At 63.0% G+C, this 21,614-nt stretch carries 24 protein-coding genes; 17 read left to right on the top strand and 7 right to left on the bottom strand.

Features of this window, described 5'->3' with window-relative positions:
- Positions 1–34 precede the first annotated feature (34 nt).
- Positions 35–682: a glutathione S-transferase family protein gene (locus ACZ5TB_RS01805; RefSeq protein ID WP_464791792.1), complete on the bottom strand. Its 648-nt coding sequence runs from the start codon at positions 680–682 to the stop codon at positions 35–37.
- Between the two features lie 64 nt (positions 683–746).
- Positions 747–1,508 carry a hypothetical protein gene (locus tag ACZ5TB_RS01800; protein WP_464791791.1) on the bottom strand — a complete coding sequence of 254 codons (762 nt, stop codon included), beginning with the start codon at positions 1,506–1,508 and terminating at the stop codon, positions 747–749.
- A 151-nt stretch (positions 1,509–1,659) separates the two neighbouring features.
- Here ACZ5TB_RS01800 and ACZ5TB_RS01795 point away from each other — a divergent pair, with 151 nt between their 5' ends.
- The 6 genes from ACZ5TB_RS01795 (at position 1,660) to nhaA (ending at position 7,652) form a co-directional block, all read left to right on the top strand.
- Positions 1,660–2,295, top strand: coding sequence for a YqaA family protein (locus ACZ5TB_RS01795; RefSeq protein WP_464791790.1), 636 nt, complete (start codon positions 1,660–1,662; stop codon positions 2,293–2,295).
- The gene (lnt, locus tag ACZ5TB_RS01790) at positions 2,262–3,908 is read left to right on the top strand and encodes an apolipoprotein N-acyltransferase (protein ID WP_464791789.1); all 1,647 of its coding nucleotides are present in this window, start codon (positions 2,262–2,264) and stop codon (positions 3,906–3,908) included. The genes ACZ5TB_RS01795 and lnt overlap by 34 nt, the downstream gene beginning before the upstream one ends.
- Before the next feature lie 59 nt (positions 3,909–3,967).
- Entirely contained in the window at positions 3,968–5,173 is a 1,206-nt protein-coding gene (gene metK, locus ACZ5TB_RS01785) for a methionine adenosyltransferase (protein WP_464791788.1), read from the top strand.
- Positions 5,174–5,448: 275 nt separating this feature from the next.
- Positions 5,449–6,144, top strand: a complete 696-nt coding sequence (trmB, locus tag ACZ5TB_RS01780; RefSeq protein ID WP_464791787.1) for a tRNA (guanine(46)-N(7))-methyltransferase TrmB — start codon at positions 5,449–5,451, stop codon at positions 6,142–6,144.
- Positions 6,145–6,402, top strand: coding sequence for a hypothetical protein (locus ACZ5TB_RS01775; RefSeq protein ID WP_464791786.1), 258 nt, complete (start codon positions 6,145–6,147; stop codon positions 6,400–6,402). It begins immediately after the preceding gene.
- 53 nt (positions 6,403–6,455) lie between these two features.
- A complete protein-coding gene (nhaA, locus tag ACZ5TB_RS01770; protein WP_464791785.1) occupies positions 6,456–7,652 on the top strand; it encodes a Na+/H+ antiporter NhaA in 1,197 nt (398 codons plus the stop codon).
- On the opposite strand, the gene ACZ5TB_RS01765 is transcribed toward nhaA, so the two are convergent.
- The gene (locus ACZ5TB_RS01765) at positions 7,630–8,940 is read right to left on the bottom strand and encodes an SLC13 family permease (protein WP_464791784.1); all 1,311 of its coding nucleotides are present in this window, start codon (positions 8,938–8,940) and stop codon (positions 7,630–7,632) included. The two genes, nhaA and ACZ5TB_RS01765, sit on opposite strands and share 23 nt — an antisense overlap.
- A 103-nt stretch (positions 8,941–9,043) precedes the next feature.
- On the opposite strand from ACZ5TB_RS01765, the gene ACZ5TB_RS01760 reads away from it, so the two are divergent.
- The 3 genes from ACZ5TB_RS01760 to ACZ5TB_RS01750 all read left to right on the top strand — a co-directional run bounded on the left by ACZ5TB_RS01760 (position 9,044) and on the right by ACZ5TB_RS01750 (position 11,309).
- Entirely contained in the window at positions 9,044–9,910 is an 867-nt protein-coding gene (locus tag ACZ5TB_RS01760) for a hypothetical protein (protein WP_464791783.1), read from the top strand.
- 66 nt (positions 9,911–9,976) lie between these two features.
- Entirely contained in the window at positions 9,977–10,843 is an 867-nt protein-coding gene (locus ACZ5TB_RS01755; RefSeq protein ID WP_464779112.1) for an SDR family oxidoreductase, read from the top strand.
- On the top strand, positions 10,836–11,309 hold the full coding sequence (locus ACZ5TB_RS01750; RefSeq protein WP_464791782.1) for a hypothetical protein: 474 nt from the start codon (positions 10,836–10,838) through the stop codon (positions 11,307–11,309). Before ACZ5TB_RS01755 ends, ACZ5TB_RS01750 begins: the two co-directional genes overlap by 8 nt.
- A 515-nt stretch (positions 11,310–11,824) precedes the next feature.
- On the opposite strand, the gene ACZ5TB_RS01745 is transcribed toward ACZ5TB_RS01750, so the two are convergent.
- From ACZ5TB_RS01745 to ACZ5TB_RS01730, 4 genes are all read right to left on the bottom strand, one after another.
- The gene (locus tag ACZ5TB_RS01745) at positions 11,825–12,373 is read right to left on the bottom strand and encodes a hypothetical protein (RefSeq protein WP_196225515.1); all 549 of its coding nucleotides are present in this window, start codon (positions 12,371–12,373) and stop codon (positions 11,825–11,827) included.
- A gap of 228 nt (positions 12,374–12,601) precedes the next feature.
- On the bottom strand, positions 12,602–12,967 hold the full coding sequence (locus ACZ5TB_RS01740) for a winged helix-turn-helix domain-containing protein (RefSeq protein WP_464791781.1): 366 nt from the start codon (positions 12,965–12,967) through the stop codon (positions 12,602–12,604).
- A gap of 43 nt (positions 12,968–13,010) precedes the next feature.
- Positions 13,011–13,259 carry a hypothetical protein gene (locus ACZ5TB_RS01735; RefSeq protein WP_464791780.1) on the bottom strand — a complete coding sequence of 83 codons (249 nt, stop codon included), beginning with the start codon at positions 13,257–13,259 and terminating at the stop codon, positions 13,011–13,013.
- 107 nt (positions 13,260–13,366) lie between these two features.
- A complete protein-coding gene (locus ACZ5TB_RS01730) occupies positions 13,367–13,600 on the bottom strand; it encodes a hypothetical protein (protein WP_464779107.1) in 234 nt (77 codons plus the stop codon).
- Between the two features lie 410 nt (positions 13,601–14,010).
- Here ACZ5TB_RS01730 and uvrA point away from each other — a divergent pair, with 410 nt between their 5' ends.
- From uvrA to ACZ5TB_RS01690, 8 genes are all read left to right on the top strand, one after another.
- Positions 14,011–16,956, top strand: coding sequence for an excinuclease ABC subunit UvrA (gene uvrA / locus ACZ5TB_RS01725; RefSeq protein ID WP_464791779.1), 2,946 nt, complete (start codon positions 14,011–14,013; stop codon positions 16,954–16,956).
- 26 nt (positions 16,957–16,982) lie between these two features.
- Entirely contained in the window at positions 16,983–18,608 is a 1,626-nt protein-coding gene (locus ACZ5TB_RS01720; protein ID WP_464791778.1) for a hypothetical protein, read from the top strand.
- A 47-nt stretch (positions 18,609–18,655) separates the two neighbouring features.
- Positions 18,656–18,838 carry a type II toxin-antitoxin system RelB family antitoxin gene (gene relB / locus ACZ5TB_RS01715; protein WP_464791777.1) on the top strand — a complete coding sequence of 61 codons (183 nt, stop codon included), beginning with the start codon at positions 18,656–18,658 and terminating at the stop codon, positions 18,836–18,838.
- Positions 18,838–19,113 (top strand): type II toxin-antitoxin system RelE/ParE family toxin, encoded by a 276-nt coding sequence (locus ACZ5TB_RS01710; RefSeq protein ID WP_464791776.1) that lies wholly within the window; start codon positions 18,838–18,840, stop codon positions 19,111–19,113. The genes relB and ACZ5TB_RS01710 overlap by 1 nt, the downstream gene beginning before the upstream one ends.
- A 95-nt stretch (positions 19,114–19,208) precedes the next feature.
- Entirely contained in the window at positions 19,209–20,171 is a 963-nt protein-coding gene (locus ACZ5TB_RS01705; RefSeq protein WP_464791775.1) for a hypothetical protein, read from the top strand.
- Between the two features lie 413 nt (positions 20,172–20,584).
- Positions 20,585–20,797 (top strand): cold-shock protein, encoded by a 213-nt coding sequence (locus ACZ5TB_RS01700; RefSeq protein WP_449471421.1) that lies wholly within the window; start codon positions 20,585–20,587, stop codon positions 20,795–20,797.
- A 64-nt stretch (positions 20,798–20,861) separates the two neighbouring features.
- The gene (locus ACZ5TB_RS01695; RefSeq protein WP_464791774.1) at positions 20,862–21,071 is read left to right on the top strand and encodes a hypothetical protein; all 210 of its coding nucleotides are present in this window, start codon (positions 20,862–20,864) and stop codon (positions 21,069–21,071) included.
- 248 nt (positions 21,072–21,319) lie between these two features.
- The gene (locus ACZ5TB_RS01690; protein WP_464791773.1) at positions 21,320–21,559 is read left to right on the top strand and encodes a hypothetical protein; all 240 of its coding nucleotides are present in this window, start codon (positions 21,320–21,322) and stop codon (positions 21,557–21,559) included.
- Positions 21,560–21,614 lie beyond the last annotated feature (55 nt).

Genomic DNA, 21,614 nt, shown 5'->3' with positions numbered 1-21,614 from the left:
ACGATGTCAAGATAAATGTTCCATATAGGTTCGTTCAGGATGCTCGCATGGCTTCAATGCCCTTCATTTCCGCCACCAGCGCTTCGGCAAAGCTCGGCCGCGCGCAGATTTTCTCCAACCATTGCTCTAACCGGGGCCAGCGCCCACCTTTCAAGCTCGAACTGCAATAGCCGACATTGATCAGCGGACAGGCAACAGCAATATCGGCCAGAGTAAAGCGATCCTCCACCAGAAAGCCGCTTTCCGGAAGAATCTTCTCGACATAATCGCCAATCTTCGGAAGCTGCTCCGCCTCCGCCCGGTCTGCCGCCGCCAAATCCTGCGGCATCCCCAACAACGGAGCAACCATGCGATTGAAGAAGATAGCGGCCCCGGCGGATTGCACAATGGTATCGCCAAACTCCTCATACCAGATCGTCCGCGCACGCGCTTTCGGTTCTGCCGGGATCAATGCGGGATCGGGCTTGGCGGCATCCATATAGGTTATGATCGCGCTGCTGTCGCTGATCAGGAAATCACCATCCTGGAACGCAGGCATCTTTCCGAAAGGCGACGCCCGCTCGAAAATCTCCCCGCCCTGGCCAAAGCCGCCGGGCTTCACTTCCACCGCCAGCCCCTTCTCGGCTGCAAATACGATAACCTTGCGCACAAAGGGCGATGGACGCGCGCCATAAATGATCATGAGAGTCTCCCTACTAATCGACGGGACACCTCATCTCACATCAGTATCAAAATGCAACTTAAATTCACATGCGCGCCCTGCCGCTGTCGGCAGGCGCACGGCTATAGTCGATCCTGATCCGCACCCAGCTTCCGACCATCGCCTTCCCATTGACGCGCGGAGGCCGCACAAGAAACTGCCACGCCGCCAGCCGCACCGCGCGGGCAAAGCCCGATCCCTGCGGCGATTCCCCCAGCGCCTGGCAGTTTTCCACGCGGAAATTTTCCACCGTCTTGCACGCTACCAGCCCCCATCCACCGGCAGGCGCATTGGCGGGCATATACCCGCCCAGTTCCGCAGGGGTCGGCCGCCTGTACCATTCCGCCTCGAATAGCTGAACGCCGCCCGGCCCTTCGCCCGGACCCGCCGCTGCCGGACTATTTCCCTGACCTTCCGTCCCCGATCCGGGCTCCTTCGGAGCCATCTTGCCGATATCCGCCGACGCCATCTGCGCGCTGTCGAGTTCAATGAACGGCACGGTCACGGGCGACAGGATAACCGGCAATTCCACCAGCGGCTTGAGCACAGGCTGTTGTGGTTGAATTTCCGCCTTTTTCTTCGGCACCGCCGCTTCGGCCCGTTTTTTCTGCGGCTCAACGCTTTTCTTCGCGGCAGCCTCGGGCGCGGCAGCCATTTCGAACGTCACGGGGTTACGCGGGTCCTCCTCGCGCAACTCGGGACGCGGCGCCAGAGTGAGCAGCGCCAGCAGAAGCAACCCGTTCAGCCCCAGCGCAAACAGCAGGCCACCCGCGCGTTCACGCACTTTCGACCAGGATGGAGAAGTCATCGTCACGTAATAGGGCGGCCGGGCTGTTGACACAGAAACGGGGTTGATGCCCAGACGCCACCCCCGCGTCAACGCCGCCACATTGTTTCGGCTTCGCAATGAAATCGAAAGCACTGGCCGTCCCCTGCAATCTCCGCTAGGCCCGCCTCCGATGCTCACCAAGCTTTACCAATGGACGCTGGCCAAAGCCGCCCACGCCCATGCCGAACGCTGGCTCTTCGTCATCTCCTTTATGGAGAGCAGCTTCTTCCCCATCCCCCCGCACCCGCTGCTCGGCCTCATGTGCCTTGCCCGGCCGGAACGGGCGATCCGCTTCGGCATCATCTGCACACTTGCCTCGGTGCTGGGCGGCCTGCTCGGCTATGCGATCGGCTATTTCCTCTATGAGGCAGTCGGGCAGCAGATCCTCCAAGCCCTCGGCCTCGCCACCAAATTCCCGGTCGCGGCCTGCTATCTACGCGAATACGGCGCGGAGATTATATTGGTGAAGGGCGCAACGCCCATCCCCTTCAAGCTCATCACGATCACGGCAGGCTTCATTGGCCTGTCGCTCTTCACCTTCCTCTGGGCCAGCATCCTGTCCCGCGCCTTCCAGTTCATGCTGGTCGGCTTCCTCTTCTGGAAATTCGGCCGCCCGATAAAGGCATTCATCGAGAAATATCTGGGCCTCCTCTCAGCCGCGTTCCTGGTCCTCGTGGTCGGCGGCTTCATCGCAGCGTCGATGCTGTCGGGCGGCGGAGATAAGAGCGACAAATGCAGCCAGGCCAGCATGGCGACGATCCGCTAAGCGTGCTTCACCTTCCCGCCCGCTTCCCAAAGCTCACCGCCCTGCTCGCCGGTTTCGTCGCCGCGACCGGCTTTGAGCCCCTCAAGCTATGGCCCGTCACCCTAGCCTGCTTCGCGCTACTCCTCTGGCTCATCGAAACCGCCCCCAACCGCCGCGCCGCCTTCACGCGCGGCTGGCTGTTTGGCCTCGGCCATTTCACCCTCGGCCTCAACTGGATCGCCCACGCCTTCACCTTCCAGGACGCCATGCCGCACTGGTTTGGCTACGGCGCGGTAGTCCTGCTATCCCTCTACCTCGCCGTCTATCCCGGCTTGGCAACACTCAGCACATGGTGGCTCTCCACAACCTTCCCCTCCCGCAAGCGGGAGGGGAAGCGAGACTTGGCGGCTATGCCGCCTAGTCGCAGCGGGGTGGGCACCAGCGCCCTCACCTTCACCCTCCTCTTCGCCGCCTGCTGGATAGCCTCAGAATATCTCCGCGCCACCGCCTTCACCGGCTTCGCCTGGAACCCGCTAGGCGTCACCCTACTCCCCACCGGCATCACCATAGCCGCCACGATCATCGGCACCTATGGCCTGGGCGCCCTCACCATCCTAGCCGCCGGAGCCATCCTCCTCGCAACCCGCCGCCAGCTCCTCCCCGCAGCCGCCCTCACCGCCCCCCTCTGCGCCCTCGCCCTATGGGGCCTCCTCACACCTGCCCCGCAAACCCCCGCAGGCGCGCCACTGATCCGCGTCGTCCAACCCAACATAGGCCAGGACGAAAAATACTCGCCCGAACTGGAAGAAGCCCACTTCCGCACCCTCGCCACCCTCTCCGGCCAACCGCGCCCCGCCCCGCGCCTCATCTTCTGGCCCGAAGCCGCCATCCCCGCCTATCTCGACATGGAACCGCAATGGCGCGCCCGCTTAGCCGCGCTGCTCGGTCCCGGCGACCTGCTGATGACCGGCGCGACCAAAGTCTATTTCAAGCAGGTCGAGCAAAACGGCGTCACCACCGACGCCCTCGCCGGAGCGAACAACAGCCTCTTCATCGTCTCTCCCCAGGCACAACTGCTCGGCCGCTATGACAAGGCGCATCTCGTCCCCTATGGCGAATATCTCCCCATGCGCGCCCTCCTCCAGCCGATCGGCCTCTCCCGCCTCGTCCCCGGCGACGCGGACTTCTGGCCCGGCCCCGGCCCGCAAAGCCTGACCCTGCCCCCCAAGCTCGGCCGCCCGGACCTCAAGATGGGCGTCCAGATCTGCTACGAAATCATCTTCTCCGGCCATGTGATCGACGCAAAGAGCCGCCCCGCCTTCCTCTTCAACCCCTCCAACGACGCCTGGTTTGGCAGCTGGGGGCCGGTCCAGCACCTCGCCCAGGCCCGCCTCCGCGCCATAGAAGAAGGCATCCCCATCATCCGCTCCACCCCCACTGGCGTATCGGCGGTGATCGACGCGCGCGGCCACGTCCTGCGCGCGCTCGGCCTCCACCGCGCCGGCTATCTCGAAGGCGCGCTGCCCCCCGCGCTCCCGCCGACGCTGTTCGCGCATCTGGGCAATTGGGCGCCCTTCCTGTTCATGGTGCTGCTCGCCGGACTTGCCATTGCCATCCGCAAGGCGAAGGGCTAATAGGGCACATAAACTTTTCTTTATGTCGCTTTTGAAGCCATCCTGCTAACGGGAGTCCCATGCGCAGCAACTATCTCTTCACCTCGGAATCCGTGTCCGAAGGCCATCCCGACAAGGTCGCGGACCAGATTTCCGACGCCATCGTCGATCTGTTCCTGTCCAAGGACCCCGAAGCCCGCATCGCCTGCGAAACGCTCACGACGACCCAGCTCGTGGTGCTGGCAGGCGAAATCCGCTGCAAGGGCGTCTATGAGAACGGCGAATGGGCTCCCGGCGCACAGGAAGAGATCGAACGCGCCGTCCGCGAAACCGTAAAGCGCATCGGCTATGAGCAGGACGGCTTCCACTGGGAAAGCTTCCGCTTCGAAAACAACCTCCACGCCCAATCCGCCCACATCGCGCAGGGCGTCGACGCCGCTGGCAACAAGGATGAAGGCGCTGGCGACCAGGGCATCATGTTCGGCTTCGCCTGCGATGAAACCCCCGACCTCATGCCCGCGACGCTGGACTACAGCCACAAGATCCTCGCAAAGATGGCGCATGACCGCCACTCCGGCCGCGCGCCCTTCCTGGAACCCGACGCCAAGAGCCAGGTCACGCTGCGCTTCGAAAATGGCAAGCCCGCCGCCGCGACCGCCATCGTCGTCTCGACCCAGCATGCCAAGGGCTATGACGAAGGCGCCAACGAAGCGGAACTGAAAGAATATGTGAAGGGCGTCATTGCCGAAGTCCTGCCCGGCGACCTGCTCTCCGACGAAACCGTCTATCACATCAACCCCACCGGCAGCTTCGAAATCGGCGGCCCGGACGGCGACGCAGGCCTTACCGGCCGCAAGATCATCGTCGACACCTATGGCGGCGCATCCCCCCATGGCGGCGGCGCTTTCTCCGGCAAGGACCCAACCAAGGTCGATCGCTCGGCGGCCTACATCACCCGCTATCTCGCCAAGAACATCGTCGCCGCCGGCCTCGCCCGCCGCTGCACGATCCAGCTCGCCTACGCCATCGGCGTGTCGGAACCGCTGTCGCTCTACGTCGACACCCACGGCACCGGCAGCGTCGATGATGCGAAGATCGAGGAAGCGATCAAGTCGATCAAGGAACTGGGCGGCCTCACCCCGCGCGGCATCCGCACCCATCTCGGCCTCAACAAGCCCATCTATCGCCCGACGGCAGCCTACGGCCATTTCGGCCGCAAGGCAGAAGGCGACTTCTTCCCGTGGGAGCGCACCGACCTCGTTGAAAAGCTGAAGGCCGCGCTTTAAGCTTTCCTACTGGACAAAAAGGGCGCGCGCGGCACCTGCCACGCGCGCCTTTTTTTGACTAGCCGTCCGTCCTATGGAGTGTGGTTACATTGGCGCGCTTTCCCATCACCGTTCGCCCTGAGCCTGTCGAAGGGCTTTACTTCCTTTTGGAATGGAAGCGGCTTCGACAAGCTCAGCCCGAACGGATCGGGTGATCCATGTAAGAAGGCAGGCCCAGCCAACCCCGCAAACCATCCCGCTTGCCCCCAAAGCCCCGCCCCGCTAAGCGCCCGCCCATGACCGCGCACAAATCCGGCGACCCCACCACGCTCAACCGCCTCTACGGCCGCCAGTCGGGCCACAAGCTCCGCGCCGGTCAGCAAGAGCTGGTAGACACGCTGCTCCCCGCCCTCTCCGTCCCGGAAGAAGGGGAAATCACCGCCGCCAACCTCTTTGGCTATGACCGCCCGCTCCATTTCGAAATCGGCTTTGGCGGCGGCGAACATCTCGCCTATCGCGCCGACATGCTGCCGGACCATGGCTTTATCGGCTGCGAGCCTTTCCTGAACGGCGTCGTCACCGCGCTCGGCCATGTCCGCGATCAGGCGCTCGGCAACATCCGCCTCCACATGGGCGACGCGCTCCAGGTCCTCGCCCGCATTCCCGACGGAGCCTTGAGCTTCGTCTATCTCCTCCATCCCGACCCCTGGCCCAAGGCCCGCCACGCCAAGCGCCGCATGATGAACCCCGGCCCGGTGGAAATGATCGCCCGCAAGCTGAAGCACGGCGGCGAATTCCGCTTCGGCACCGACCATCCCGTCTATCTGCGCTGGGCGATGATGGTGATGAACGGCCACCCCGATTTCGACTGGCTGGCAAGCGAACCCAAGGATTTCCTCACCCGCCCCGGCGGCTGGCCCGAAACCCGCTACGAAGCCAAGGCCCGACGCCTTGGCCATGAAGTCTGGTATTTCCGTTACAGGCGCAAGTGAATGAACGAACATCCGACATACGCAATCCCCTGGGATCAGCCCGCCACCCTCATCGACCTTGAAGGCCGCGCCCCCGTCATCGGCACGATCCGTGACTGCGCCCAGCACTTCGCGGTCTTCAAGCCGCACGCCCGCGAACAGGCGCGCGTCCTCCTGACGCAACCCATTCACCGGGCGGGGCGCAAAACCCGCACCTGGATCCTCGAACCCTTCGAAATCGAGCAACTCGCCGACCGGCTCCGCACGGAAACGCACTGATCCACCGACCGGAAGCGGTGGCCCTGTGCCGAATTGGCCGTTAGAACAGCGGGATGAGCGTTCCTCCCCTGATCACCCGCCCCCTCTCGATGATGCGCGCCTTCCTCGCTGCGGAAGCGGCTGGCGGCATCATCCTGATCGCGGCGGCGACCCTGGGAATGCTCATCGCCAACTCCGCCCTGTCAGCCGCCTACTTCGACACGCTCCACATCGACCTTGCGGGGCTCAGCCTGCTCCACTGGATCAACGACGGCCTGATGGCGCTGTTCTTCCTGATCGTGGGCCTCGAAATCAAGCGGGAGGTGCTGGACGGGCAACTCGCCCGATGGCCCGACCGCCTGCTCCCCGGCCTCGCAGCGGCGGCGGGCGTGATCATGCCCGCCCTCATCTATGTCGCCATCAACAGGGGAGACGCGATCGGCCTTCGCGGCTGGGCGATCCCCGCCGCCACCGACATCGCCTTTGCGCTCGGCGTGCTCGCCCTCCTCGGCCCGCGCGTGCCCGGATCGCTCAAGATATTCCTGGCGGCGGTGGCGATCATCGACGATCTGATCGCCGTCCTCATCATCGCCCTCTTCTACAGCGGACAGCTGAGCCTCCTGCCCCTCGCCCTGGCCGTCGCAGGTCTCGCCTGCCTCGCGCTCTGCAATCGGGCGGGGGTCAACAGCCTCTGGCCCTATGTGCTGATCGGCGTCTTCGTCTGGTTCTGCGTGCTGCAATCCGGCATCCACGCCACGCTGGCCGGGGTGGCCGTCGCGATGACCATCCCCTTGCGAAAGACCCCAGCCGCCCCCGACGACCAGCATTCGCCGCTGTCCCGCCTCGAACATGGCCTCCACCCCTGGGTCGCCTACGCCATCGTGCCGCTGTTCGGTTTCACCAATGCGGGCGTATCCTTAAGCGGGGTCGCGCTATCCGACCTGGCTCAGCCCGTCCCACTGGGCATCGCGCTCGGCCTTTTCGCAGGCAAGCAACTCGGCATATTCGGCACCGTCTGGCTCCTGTCCCGCCTCGGCTGGGCCAGCCGCCCGGCCCATTCCACATGGGCGCAAGTCTATGGCGTCGCCCTCCTCTGCGGCATCGGCTTCACCATGAGCCTCTTCATCGGCGGCCTCGCCTTCGCGCCTCATCCGGACACAGGCGATGCGGCAAAGCTCGGCATCCTGCTCGGCTCACTCGCCTCCGCCACCGCCGGTTTCCTTATCCTGCGGCTGGCGCCCAGCCTGATCAGAACGGAAAAAACATACTGATCGCCGCCACCGCGACCACGCAAGTGATCAGATTCAAAGGCAACCCCACCCGCACGAAATCCATGTAGCGATAACCGCCCATCTGGTAGACGATCACATTGGTCTGATAGCCAAAGGGCGTCGCAAAAGCCGCGCTCGCCGCCATCATCACCGCGACCAGAAACGGCCGGGGACTGACCGCCAGACTATCCGCCAGCGCCACCGCAACCGGCGTCACCAGCACCGCCACCGTCGCGTTCGACAGCAACTCCGTCAGCACCAGCGTCACGATGTACAGCACGACCAGCGCGATCAGCGGGCTCAGCCCATGCACGCTGCCGATCAGCATCCGCGAGGCGTCCGCCGCAAGCCCGCTCTGCTCCATCGCGATGCCGATCACCACCATGCCCGCGATCAGGATCAATATCTGCGGCCGCAGCCCGCTATAGGCCTCGTCCGCGCTGATCACCCGCAGCAGGATCAGCACCACCGCCCCGGCAAAGGCGCTCGCCGCGATCGGCGCGACATCGATCGCCGCCAGCCCCACCGCCGCCGCAAAGACACCCAGCGCGATCGCCGCCTTCGCGGGCTTCAACGGCCGCGGCTCGGCGAACACCGCCGGGTCGCCCACCTGCGCGCTGTATACATGCATGGCATCGATCGGCTGCGCTTCCCCCTCCCGCTCATCCGCCTCATGACGCCCGCCGAGCAGCTTCTTGCTGAAGAGGAACAGGTACAGCCCACCCGCAAACGCCATCGGCAACCCCACCGGCGTAATCTCGAAAATGCCAAAGCGCGGCTGCCCCGCCACGCTCGCCATGTCATCCACCAGCAGATTGGTGGACGTGCCGATCAACGTGCAGCAGCCGGTCAGGATGGTGATATAGGACAACGGCATCAGGAACCGCTTGGGAGACAGGCCCAACGCATTGGCGACGTCACGCACGACCGGCGCGCCCAGCACCACGATCGGCGTCGAATTGAGGAAGCAGGACACCGCGCCGATCATCGACAACAGCAGCCACATGCCCGTCGCGCCCATCCGCCTGCACATCGCCACCGCCATCGCGATCGCCCGGTCCAACAGCCCCGACAGCTCCAGCGCATAGGCAATGACGAACAGCGACGCGAGCGCGATGATCGCCGGGCTAGCGAACGCACCCTGCACATCGACGGGCCGCACAACGCCCGTCATCAACAGCACCGCCGCCCCGGACAGCGCGACGACATCGGCGCGCACCTTGTCCCAGATCAGCGCCGCGACGACGGCGGCCAGCACCAGCAGCGTCAGAACTTGGTCAATCGTCATGCGCCCCCTGCCTCGTGCCTGCCGCCGCCCCTGTCAACGCAGCAAGCAGGAAAAAAGATGTTTATGCTCTGGAGGATGAAGCCATTTTTGCTATCAATGGCTTATGCGTGAACCCAGTGCCCGAACCAGCCGGCTCGCCATAGCCGCAGGGTTAGCCGCTTTCATCGCCATCGGCGCAGGCGGTTTCCTGCTGGGCCGCGCCACCGCGCCAAAGGCTCCGCCCCCTGCCCCCGCGCCGGTGGCCGTCATCCCTCCGCCATTCCCGGTCCAGCCGCAATTGCCGCGCCTCTGGGGCCGCGCGGAGATAGCTGACCTCGCCCGCCGCGCTGCCGACGCCCTGTCATCGGGCAAGCCGTTGCCGGACAACATCGCCGGGGCCGTGGGCCAGCGGTTCGATCTCTCACTCCCCTTTGGTTGCTCGGGCGCTGCGAAAAAGGACAGCACCACCCCCATGCGCTGGCGCTATGATGAAGCGGCTGGCGTGCTCCGCGTCCATGTCATGCCGATTTCGTGGCAAGCCGCCGATTTCGGACTCCCCAGCGAAGGGGAAGGCCATGATGCCGAGGGCTTCTGGATGCAGCGACCATGGTCGACCAGCGACGAATGCCCCGCCCTCTCAAAAGCCACCGCGCCCGAACCGGACGGAACCACGCCCACGCCCGACCAAAGCCTGGCCCTCGCCCAATTCGGCCAGAATGACGGCAACGACCTATGGCGCCACGGCCGTCCCTTCGAAAAAGTGCTGCGCCTCGCCCCTGAAGACTTCACCCCTTCGCGCGGGCTGAGGCTCAGGCTCATCGGCCGCATTGAACGCGTGCCCGGAAACGGCCCGGTCCACTGCGCCCAGCCGCTTGGGATCGAACAACGGCCCGTCTGCGTCCTCGCCGTCACCCTGCGTGAAGTCCGCATGGAAATGCCGGGCGCGGACGCCCCGATCGCCATCTGGGAAAATCGCAGCACCCGCGGTTAAGCCGTCCGTCGCAACGCCATGAACCATCCCCTCCCCCAAGTGTTGGCCGGGAAAAGGAGATGCGCCATGCCCGACACCCCATCCGACAATCATGAAGATATGATCCACGAAGACGGCTTGCCCGGCCACGAAAGCAAGCTGGAACCGAAGCCCGAATGGGAACCCCGCTATCCCGGCTCCGGCCGCCTCGAAGGAAAAGTCGCTCTCATCACCGGCGCGGACAGCGGCATCGGCCGCGCCGTCGCCGCCCTCTACGCCCGCGAAGGCGCCGACGTCGCCATCCTCTACCTGTGCGAACATGACGACGCGAAGAAAACGGCGCAGATCGTGGAAGCAGAAGGCCAACAGGCCCTCACCATCGCCGGAGACATTGGCGAAAAATCCTTCTGCGACGACGCCGTCAAACAGGTGGTCGACCGCTTCGGCCGCCTCGACATCCTCGTCAACAATGCCGGGGAACAGCATCCCGATCAGGACATAACCGACATCAGCGAGGAACAGCTGCGCCGTACCTTCCAGACCAACATCTTCGGCATGTTCTTCCTGACCCAAGCCGCCCGCCCGCACCTCAAAAAAGGCGCGACAATCGTCAACTGCACCAGCGTCACCATGTATCAAGGCTCATCGGAACTGCTCGACTATTCAAGCACCAAGGGCGCCATCACCGCCTTCACCCGCAGCCTGTCGGAAAATCTCGTGAAGGACGGCATCCGCGTCAACGCGGTCGCTCCCGGCCCCATCTGGACGCCGCTCAACCCATCCGGCGGCGCAAGCCCGGAAAAGCTGGAACATTTCGGCGAATCCACCCCCATGGGCCGCCCCGGCCAACCCAATGAAGTCGCCCCCGCCTTCCTGTTCCTCGCCTGTGAAGACAGCAGCTATATGTCCGGCCAGGTCCTCCACCCCAATGGCGGCACGATAGTGAATGGATGAACCTCTCACAAAAATCGCTCCCCACGACTTGACGCTACGGACCCTAGGCCAAACGACAGTTGCGCAGCGCGCCGTCATCCGACAAGTGAATCCGATGGCAGAGGAACGCTTTGAATTTGTGGCAGGACACAAGCCCGGGACGCTGCGAATCGTCTTTCGAGGCTTTTGGGATGGCGATGCCGTGGACAGCTATCTCGCGGCGCTACGGCAACGCGCCGCCATGACCGCCAGACCCTCACCGATCAACCGCGTCCTGCTCGATATGAAAGCATGCACCGTTCAATCCCAAAATGTCATGAACAGCTTCATGAAGATCATCACCAATTATGCCGCCCAGATCAGCGAATATGGAGTCCTTCTCCCCGAATCCGCTCTCCTCAGACTGCAGATGGAACGACTGATGCGAGACACCCCAGCGGTGTTCTTCAGCGAGGAAAGCCAAGCCTTGCAATGGCTGGCATCCTGAGTAGAGCAGGGAAAGCGCCCGAGAATAGCCTTCCCAAATCCTCCCTGCGCGAAGCCTGGGGAGGGGGACCAGCCGCAGGCTGGTGGAGGGGAAAATGGCACGACCTATGAGATTTCCCCTCCACCATCCGCTTCGCGAACGGTCCCTCCAATCTCGCGATGGGGGAAGGATGAACCTCCCCAAACCACCCACCTCCGTCATCCCAGCGCAAGCTGGGATCTTGGGAGGCTAGTCCGAACGCTATCGAGCTGGAAGGGAGACGGCGACTAACGACCAAAATCAGACGTTCCCCTCCCGCAAGCGGGAGGGGCTAGGGGTGGGCGCGAGCAACGCGAGCTTCTGCGTCGGCCGTCCTGAAAACACGTAAATACTGCGCCAGCCTCCCCCACCCTGCGCTCGCGGAAGGGAGTGACAGGACCAACCATCCCCGCCACCCCCAAAAAAGCAACAGCGCCACGAGCCCCGCTCGCAGCGCCGTCACACCCTCACCCCTCCACCGGAAGAACGCCCGGACCTCAGTTCGCCTTACTCATATCCACCTTCTCCACCCACTCAGGGTAGAAGGTCGGCTCCCGATTAGACCACCCCACAGCCGTCGCCGCCGCTTCGCTGATCGACTGCAACAACGCCCGGCGCTTTTCCGGATGGAGATGCGGCAAGCTCGCCGCCGCGCAGAACGCTCCCGGCAACCACGGCCTGGCCCCCGCCCCCAACAGCCGCTCATACAAAAACCGATAAGCCGAAAAGCTGCTCAGCCGGTCCTGCCCCAGGTCGAATGCCGAAACCGTCACCAGCGGCGCCATGAACGGCTCCATCTGGTCCAGCCCGCTGTCATCGGGAACCCGCGCCTTGATCTCGTCCAGCCGCCCATAAATGCGGGCCTGCGCGCGGATGCTCGCTTCCTCCACCATGTCGCGCGACCATAGCTTCATGGCGTCGCGACGGTGAAGGCCGATATCCAGCGACCGGCGGATATAGCGCTGCGTGGCAGACGGGAAACTGGCGAATTCGCGCAATTCAGCCAGGGTGATTGCCCCGTCAGCCGGTCTTGCATTGGTGCCCATGCTCTTGCCCTCCGACTTCAAGTCGATCAGCAGAACATGCGCTCAACATGGTTACTGTAAGATTAAGCGCCGGTTCTGCCGACAACCACAGGGAATCACGTTTCTTTGTGCGTCGCAACATGTAATTTTTGTGAATGCGCTAAATAGAAACGTTCCAGCTCCGAATCGGTTCGCTGTCAGCTGGTCAGAATGCATATTTTTGCAGGCCCGGATAAATCGGCAGGCCTTTTACTGCGCGCCCTGCTCCGGCAACGGCTCGCCCCGCAATTCCCGCGCAAGGTCAGGCCAATGCGACCGTCCCGCCGCACTCGCCGCCGCCTTCTGCAATCCACGATATTGCGCCAGGACAGCGCGCCCCAAATCCGTCAGCACCGCGCCCTCGCTGGACGTCGCCACCAGCGGCGCGGACCAGCATCGGTTCATCACATCCACCAGCATCCAGCACCGGCGATAACTCATCTTCAGCTTCCGACCGGCCGCCGAAATCGACCCCTCGCTGGCAATCGCATCCAGCAGGTCGGCCTTGCCCGGCCCCATGGCGATCTCGTCGCCACAATAAAGCTGTATCTTGATCTTCAGGGCCGGGCCGCTCATCCGCCCGTTATGGCATGGGCAGGCCGCCCCGCCAATCGCTGCGTCAGGTTCGCCGTTCCAGCACCGCGCCGATCATGCTTCGCCATATGGCGACATCGCCTGCCTGCGCCATCTGCTCATCGGGTTCGCGCAGCGTGTGAAGGATGGCATAGGCGTCATCCACATGGTCCTGCCAGCTTGCATCCACCGCGCCCGACGCATGGGGATCATCGCCCTCGCCATTCAGGCTCAGCTGGCGTCCGGCCAGCACCCGGGCAATGCGTTCGATCGCGGGAGTAGCGGAAGTCGGCATCAATAAGGCTCCTCTCACCTTGCAGCGTCGTGCGCTTGGCGAACCGCCCGGCCACCGCCGATCCGGTTCGCCTCGCCCTTGGATCATATCACCAATATCGCCGCCGTCTATCGCCCAGCCTTCTCATCCTCATCTTCTTCTTCGTGGAATCCCGACGAAGGAACCGGGTCGCCATGGTCGCCCGGCTTGGTGGCCGATGGCGGATCGGACGCATCCATGCTGTCCATCAAACCTTCCTCCAGCTGCTCCTCGGGGGTGACGGCATGGTCCTGCGCATCGGTGGGGCGCTCATCATGCGCTTCTTCACGGCTGTTGGGACGGATATCGGTCTTCTCGCTCATCTTGCTCTCCTCGGCGCAGCGAACGTCGCGCGCCACGCAGGATCAACGGCCAGTCCTGATAGCCGGTTCCCAGCGAGCATCCTCCGCCGAACGGGTGCAGGCAGGCCATCGCAGCAACCAGACAAGAAAACGCCCCCGGCGCAAGGGATGGCCGGGGGCGTATCCGGGATGCTGTCGGGCTATCCGGGATCTCACACATTTCCAAAAGTCGAGACGCCACCACCGCAGCTTTCCCGTCGCGACCCTTATACACCTGATCGGTTAATATCGCTCTATCTTTCGGCGACCCGCCGCCTGCTCGCGCTGGAAAGCATAGGCCGCTTGCGAGCCGCCACCTGCTATCCCATATCCGCAGCCATAGCCCGGCAACGACCTTGCCCCCAAAGAACAAATCTGGAACAACACGCCCCATGAGTCTGACCACTATTTCCGTGCGCGGCGCGCGTGAGCACAACCTCAAGGGCGTGGACGTCGATCTTCCCCGCGACAGCCTGATCGTCATCACCGGCCTGTCGGGCTCGGGCAAATCTTCCCTAGCCTTCGACACCATCTATGCCGAGGGTCAGCGCCGCTATGTGGAGTCCCTCTCCGCCTACGCCCGCCAGTTCCTCGAAATGATGCAGAAGCCCGATGTCGAGCATATTGACGGCCTCTCCCCCGCCATCTCGATCGAGCAGAAGACGACCAGCCGCAACCCGCGCTCCACGGTCGCCACCGTCACCGAAATCTACGACTATATGCGCCTCCTCTGGGCGCGCGTCGGCATCCCCTATTCCCCCGCGACCGGAGAACCGATCAGCGCCCAGACGGTCAGCCAGATGGTCGACCGCGTGATGCAGCTTCCGCAAGGCACCCGCTTCTACCTCCTCGCCCCCGTCGTGCGCGGCCGAAAGGGCGAGTATAAGAAGGAGCTGCTGGAATGGCAGAAGGCAGGCTACACCCGCGTCCGCATCGACGGCGAAATGGTCCTGATCGAAGACGCCCCCGCCCTCGACAAGAAGTACAAGCATGACATCGAAGTGGTGGTGGACCGCCTGGCCGTGGACGCCGACATGGGCACCCGCCTCGCCGACAGCTTCGAACAAGCCCTGAAACTCGCCGACGGCCTTGCCTATGTCGATTTGGCTGACGGCACCGTTGCGGACTTATCCCCCCTCCCGCAGGCGGGAGGGGCCGGGGGTGGGCCAGCGCCAACGCCCGGTAAAATGAAAAACGCAGGCATCCCCGAAAACCGCATAGTCTTCAGCGAAAAATTCGCCTGCCCCGTCTCCGGCTTCACCATCCCGGAGATCGAACCCCGCCTCTTCTCCTTCAACGCCCCCCAAGGCGCCTGCCCCGCCTGCGACGGCCTGGGCGAACGGCAAGAATTCGACCCCGAACTCGTAGTCCCCAACGAGCACCTCACCCTCAAAAAGGGCGCCATCGTCCCCTGGGCTAAGTCCAACCCGCCCAGCCCCTACTACATGCAAGTCCTAGGCTCCCTGGCCAAGGAATTCGGCTTCAACCTCGAAACCCCCTGGCAAGACCTCCCGCCAGAGGTAAAAATCATCATCCTCCACGGCACCGCAGGCAAGCCCGTCACCCTCCGCTTCGTAGACGGCAAAAAATCCTACGAGGTCAAGAAACCCTTCGAAGGCGTCATCGGCAACCTCAACCGCCGCCTCCTCCAGACCGACTCCGCCTGGATGCGCGAGGAACTGAGCAAATACCAAACCGCCATGCCGTGCGAGACCTGCCACGGCGCCCGCCTCAAACCCGAAGCCCGCGCCGTCAAGATCGCGGGCGAGGACATCTCCATGTCCACCCGCCGCTCGGTGGTGGACGCGCTCGGCTTCTTCTCCACCCTCCCCGCGCACCTCACCGACCAGCAGAACCAGATCGCCAAGGCCATCCTCAAGGAAATTGTCGAGCGCCTCGGCTTCCTCAACAATGTCGGCCTCGACTATCTGAACCTCGACCGCACCAGCGGCACCCTGTCGGGCGGCGAATCCCAACGCATCCGCCTCGCCAGCCAGATCGGCAGCGGCCTGTCGGGCGTCCTCTACGTCCTCGACGAGCCCAGCATCGGCTTGCACCAGCGCGACAATGACCGCCTGCTCGTCACCCTCAAACGCCTGCGCGACCTCGGCAACACCGTCATCGTCGTGGAGCATGACGAGGACGCGATCCGCATGGCCGACTATATCGTCGACATGGGGCCGGGCGCAGGCGTCCACGGCGGCACCATCGTAGCCCAAGGCACCCTCAGCGAACTGCTAGCCCACCGCGACAGCCTGACCGCGGACTATCTCAACGGCACCCGCCGCATCGAAGTCCCGCCAAAGCGCCGCAAGGGCAATGGCAAGAAGCTCACCGTCCACAACGCCCGCGCCAACAACCTGCAGAACGTCACCGCCAGCATCCCGCTCGGCACCTTCACCTGCATCACCGGCGTCTCCGGCTCAGGCAAGTCCAGCTTCACCATCGACACCCTCTACGCCGCGTCCGCCCGCACCCTCAACGGCGCGCGCATAGTTGCTGGCCCCCACGACAAGGTCACCGGCCTCGAACATTGCGACAAGGTGATCGACATCGACCAGTCGCCCATCGGCCGCACCCCCCGCTCAAACCCGGCCACCTATACCGGCGCCTTCACCAACATCCGCGACTGGTTCGCCGGCCTCCCCGAAGCACAGGCGCGCGGCTACAAACCCGGCCGCTTCAGCTTCAACGTCAAGGGCGGCCGCTGCGAAGCCTGCCAGGGCGACGGCGTGCTCAAGATCGAGATGCACTTCCTCCCCGACGTCTATGTCACCTGCGACGTCTGCCACGGCGCGCGCTACAATCGCGAGACGCTGGAGGTGAAGTTCAAGGGCCACAGCATCGCCGACGTACTAGACATGACCGTCGAGGACGCGGTGGAATTCTTCAAGGCCGTCCCCCCCATCCGCGACAAGATGGCCATGCTCGCCGAAGTCGGCCTCGGCTACATAAAGGTAGGCCAGCAGGCCACCACCCTCTCCGGCGGCGAAGCCCAACGCGTCAAGCTTGCCAAGGAACTCTCCCGCCGAGCCACCGGCCAGACCCTCTACATATTGGACGAGCCCACCACCGGCCTCCACTTCGAAGACGTCCGCAAACTCCTCGAAGTCCTCCACGCCCTGGTCGAACAGGGCAACAGCGTGGTTGTGATCGAGCATAACCTGGACGTCATCAAGACCGCCGACTGGATCATCGACATGGGCCCCGAAGGCGGCGTCAAAGGCGGCGAAGTCGTCGCCGAAGGCACCCCGGAAAAGGTAGCGAAGAACGCCCGGAGCTTTACCGGGCGCTACTTGGCGCCGTTGTTGGGGATGGAGGCTGTGGCGGCGGAGTAAGTGCATGATCGAAGGGGGAAGCGGTCTTGGAAAACGGAATTAAGCTAGCCGAAGCGTTGGCATGGCCGGTTGCGGCGAGCATCATCGCTGTAGTCGCACTGATTATTGTTTGGAGGGTTACGAGTTCCGCTGGCGATTTGAGTTTCAACTTCAAAGATTGGGTGAAACTCGACAGAAAGGCTTCTGCGGCAAGCGGAATGGGAACTGAAGTCGTCCCGCTTCACACAGAATCTATCGACGATACTCCTACGTCGGTTCAGACTCTTGCCGAAGTTGCTGAGGAGGACGTTTCGAAGAAGCGCGATTTGTTTTGGTTGTTTGATGACGCGGTTCAATTGGCCGAGAGTTTCAACAGATTCAAGGAGACCAGTTCATACCGAGACGACCCTGATTTTTGGGAAAGTCTGTATGTTGATCGTCGTCGAGAGCTTTCTTTGGGGGATGAAGGACCGGAACTTCGCAACCTTGCCGATGCGAATGTCACGTGGGTATGGCCGCTGATCTTTTTGATAAGGCGGTTTATGCGACTGCACGATGCCAATCGTGCAGAGCAAACACTTAATGAGGCGCTAGCTCGCCATAACCCAGACAAGCACTATTGGGTTCTGCGCGAAGGAGTTAGCTTCTATAACGACATCTTCGGCAACGAGCGCGCTCTGGAGTTTTGCCGCCGCCAGCTTGTTTCAGGCATCACCGATCGAGAAACATCTGCGATGTTTGACAAACTAGCAGAAGTTAGCGGTTCAGATGAAGATACATTTTCAAGAGCTATCTTGAGAGAGATCGTAGTTAACTATGATGCAAGCAACAAGAATGCGTTATTTAATTTAGCGTATTCTTACGGCAATAATTCAGAGACGAGAATCATCGCTTACCAGCGATACGCCGAGCTTGGGATAGGCGATAAGAGGTGGCAAAGCTCACCAAACAATATGGGCGTAGCGATTGGAAACGCTGACGAGTCAGTGCAGAACGAATACTTCGAACAAGCTCTAAAACTCGGTAGCGGAATCGCCGCAGCCAATTTGGCAAGATCGCTTGCCGAGAAAGGCTATGTCACGCGAGCAGAGATGATCCTCGAATCTGTTGATGATAGTAGTTGCGACGCTGTTGATATGGCTGCGCTCTTAGACGCACGATCTAAAGTATCTAACGCTCGAAGTGCGTTAGAAAAAGCGCGGACATCATTCGGGCAGCACGCTAAGGAGCAGGACCGAAAATATAGAGCGCTCCTTTTTGCCGCCTTTGATTTCTTCAGGGATCATGGCTCCGCCGAGAATGGCTCCTTCTGCTCAGATGACAAAACTTTCACCCTTGTCACAGATCCAGAGGGCGCAACTTGCACATATAAGCTGGGGGACATTACTCTCAGCGGACGCCTCGACAAGAAGCCATTATGCTATGAAGGTAGAATATCGGGGGGGAGTGGGGGACTCTTAAATTATACCTTTAAACGGGTATTAATTCTCCAAGTTTCGCAGGATACGGTGCGCGCGATTATATGGACCGATGCCATCAAAGAGCAGGATGCTATGCGCATCGTGACGCTGGCGAAAGTTGAAAGTATTGGAGCGAGTGCAACGGTGTTGCCGATGCTTGCCGTTGATCACAGCGTAGCGGCGGCCTTATCCGGTTTTAGCGCGCAGCCATAAACAGACAACACATTGGCATCGCAATTTCGACCTGATACATTATCGTTATGACCAAACTCACCCCCATCGAGTCCGAGTTCGCGACGACCGAGGAAGCCGAGGCCTATGACGCCTGGTTCCGCGCGCAGGTGGAGGCGTCCTTGGCCGATACCCGGCCCGGCATCCCGCACGATCAGGTCATGGCGGAACTGCGCGCGATCATTGAGGCGAAGAAAGCCAAGCACGCCTGATGCCGCACGTCATCTGGCGCCCGATCGCGCGCGAGGATGCGCGGCGCATCGTTGACTATATTTCCGATCGCAATCCCGCCGCTGCTGCTCGCCTCGCAGAATTGCTGGAATATACCGCCACTCGCTTGGCCGATCATCCATACATGTATCGCGCCGGTCGCGTCCCCGAGACGCGGGAAGCCCTCGTCACTCCCAATTACATGCTGGTCTACCGCGTCGGAGCCGACGTCATAGAAATACTGACCGTCAAACACACCCGCCAAGAATATCCCTGACGCCCCACCACCGTTCCCATTTTGTTCTGTCCTACAACCCCTCACCTGTTATACCGTCCCGGGCAAACCCTCCCATAAAAAGGAGCTTGCCGCCCATGTCCTACCACTTCTCCTCACTCCCCACGGCTGCCGATCAAGTCCGCGCCGACGGCTGGAGCCCCGCGCGCCAGCGGCTCTTCCTTGAAACCCTCGCCGCCACCGGCATCATCCGCTCCGCCTGCGACGCCGCGCAGATCAGCACCCGCGCCGCCTATGCCTTGCGCATCCGCCGCGACGGCGCGGCCTTTCGCCTCGGCTGGGACGCGGCCATCCTCATCGCCCGCGCGCGCCTCGCCGACGAACTGCTCGCGCGCGCCCTCACCGGCCATGAAGAAGTAATCCGCAAAGACGCCGACGCAGGCGAAATCACCCGCCACCGCCATGACAACCGCCTCGCCATGTCGATGCTCTCTCGCCTTGACCGCATGGCCGACAACCCGCCCGAAGGCTCCGACGCCGCCCTCGCCCGCGTCGTCGCGCAGGATTTCGCCGCCTATCTCGACATGCTCTGCCCGCCCGAAAAGGCCGAAGCCACCCACCCCGCCGCGCCGGATCGCCACGAAGACGCCCTTCCCGATCCCACCCAGTCCGACAGCATCGAAGCCACCGCCACCGCCCTCTCCCCCGGAGCCTCCGCCGCGCTCTTCATCGCCGCGCGCATGGCGCTGCATGACGGGAAAAAGGCCGATCCCCACCCCTCCCATGAACGGTGTGAACTTCGCCCCCAAATCGTCGATCGCGCCACCCTTCCACCCGACGAAGCCGCCGCCCGCCTGCGCGGCGCATGGTGGGATGAGGAGCGCGAAGCCTGGCGCACCGACTATCCCGCCCCGCCCGGCTTCACCGGCGAAGAGAGCGGCGACACCTACGACATAGACGCTTACGAACGCGCCCTGACCCCACAGGAAAGCGAAGCCCTGTCCGCGCTAGAGGAAGCCCAACGCCGCCCCTATGAAGCCGCCGCCGCGTTGGCCCGCGACGCCTTTTTCGGCTTCGCGGCGCTGGAAGAGGCCGGGTGATGGGAGGGGCAGGCCGAGCAATCAAGCCTGCGGGGCGTACGTCTCTTCTGCCCTACAACCCAACCTCCGTTCGGGCTGAGCTTGTCGAAGCCCTTCCCTTCTTCTTCTTCCCAGAAGGAAGTAGAGCCCTTCGACAAGCCTGTCCTGAGCCTGTCGAAGGGCTCAGGGCGAACGGAAGTGGATTGTCCCGTGACAAGCCCAGGCCGAACCGGAACCAGCCCCTCCAACCCCTCCCGCCAAGCCTCCACACGCCTCGCCCTTGCAATTTCCTCCCCCAAGCCCCACATAGGCCGGGCTACAGTCGCAAATCGACGGTCTTTCGGCGCTTTGCGGCACCAAACTTCCTTCTTTCCCTGCCCCTCTAGCGACCGGTCCGTCCACGCTGGACAGACCGTACGAACGAAGGAACTACCATGAGCATCACCGGAACCGTCAAATTCTTCAACGCCGACAAGGGCTATGGCTTCATCGCCCCTGACGACGGCACCCCCGACGCGTTCGTCCACATCACCGCTGTCGAGCGCGCTGGCCTGGCCACGCTGCGCGAAAAGGACCGCGTGACCTATGATCTGGAACAGGATCGTCGCGGCAAGATGGCGGCCGTAAATCTTCAGCACGCTGAATAAGCCATGCTGACCGTCCGGGCGCCGTTTCCATGGCGCCCGGGCACTATCTGACAAAGGAGCGCTTATGACGCACCCCGACTATCGCGCCCTCGCCGCCCAGGCTCGCAATGAAGCCCAGGCCGCCACCCTCACCAACGTCCGCGACCGCTGCCTCCGTTCGGAAGCGACCTTCCTCGCCATGGCCGAACGCCAGGACCTCGCCGACCGCAACCGCGCCCGCCGCGAAGCTGCCTCAGCCGCCGCGCTTGCACAAAGCACCGCCGCCAACGCCTGAAAGGCGAAGGCTGCGCCGCGACCCTGCCCCGCCCGAGACGATCGATCACCCGGCCGGGAAATGCGCCCTGAATGAAGCGCGGATTCCTGCGGCTCTGCCTTGTGACATCCCCGCCCGACGCCACGCGCTCCGGCACATCGCCACAGCCGCTCATCTTGTCGAATACTCCAAAGCGTCCGGAACCCGACGCCTCCTGACCGGTTATCTTCGCGACCCTGACAGGAACATCCGGCAAGGAGCTAGACGCAATGATCCGCACTCTGATTTTCGGCGCCATCGCAGGTTATGTCGGCAAAAAGCTGTATGACGAAGGCAAGCTGACCGAGTTCAAGGAAGACCTCGTCACCCGCTATAACAAGGCCCGCGACGACATCTCGAACCGCACCAGCAGCTCCACCAGCAGCACCCTCGGCGGCAGCAACATGCCCCCGGCGATCACGCCCACACAACCGCGCCACGCGACGTCGGGTTCACCCCTCGCCAGCTGACATCCGGCTGACACTTTAAAAATCCCAATCCGGCGGCTTATCCCTCTGGCCGCTG

The organism is Sphingobium sp. TomTYG74, assembly GCF_055393875.1.
This window is presented reverse-complemented; position numbering and strand designations above follow the sequence as displayed.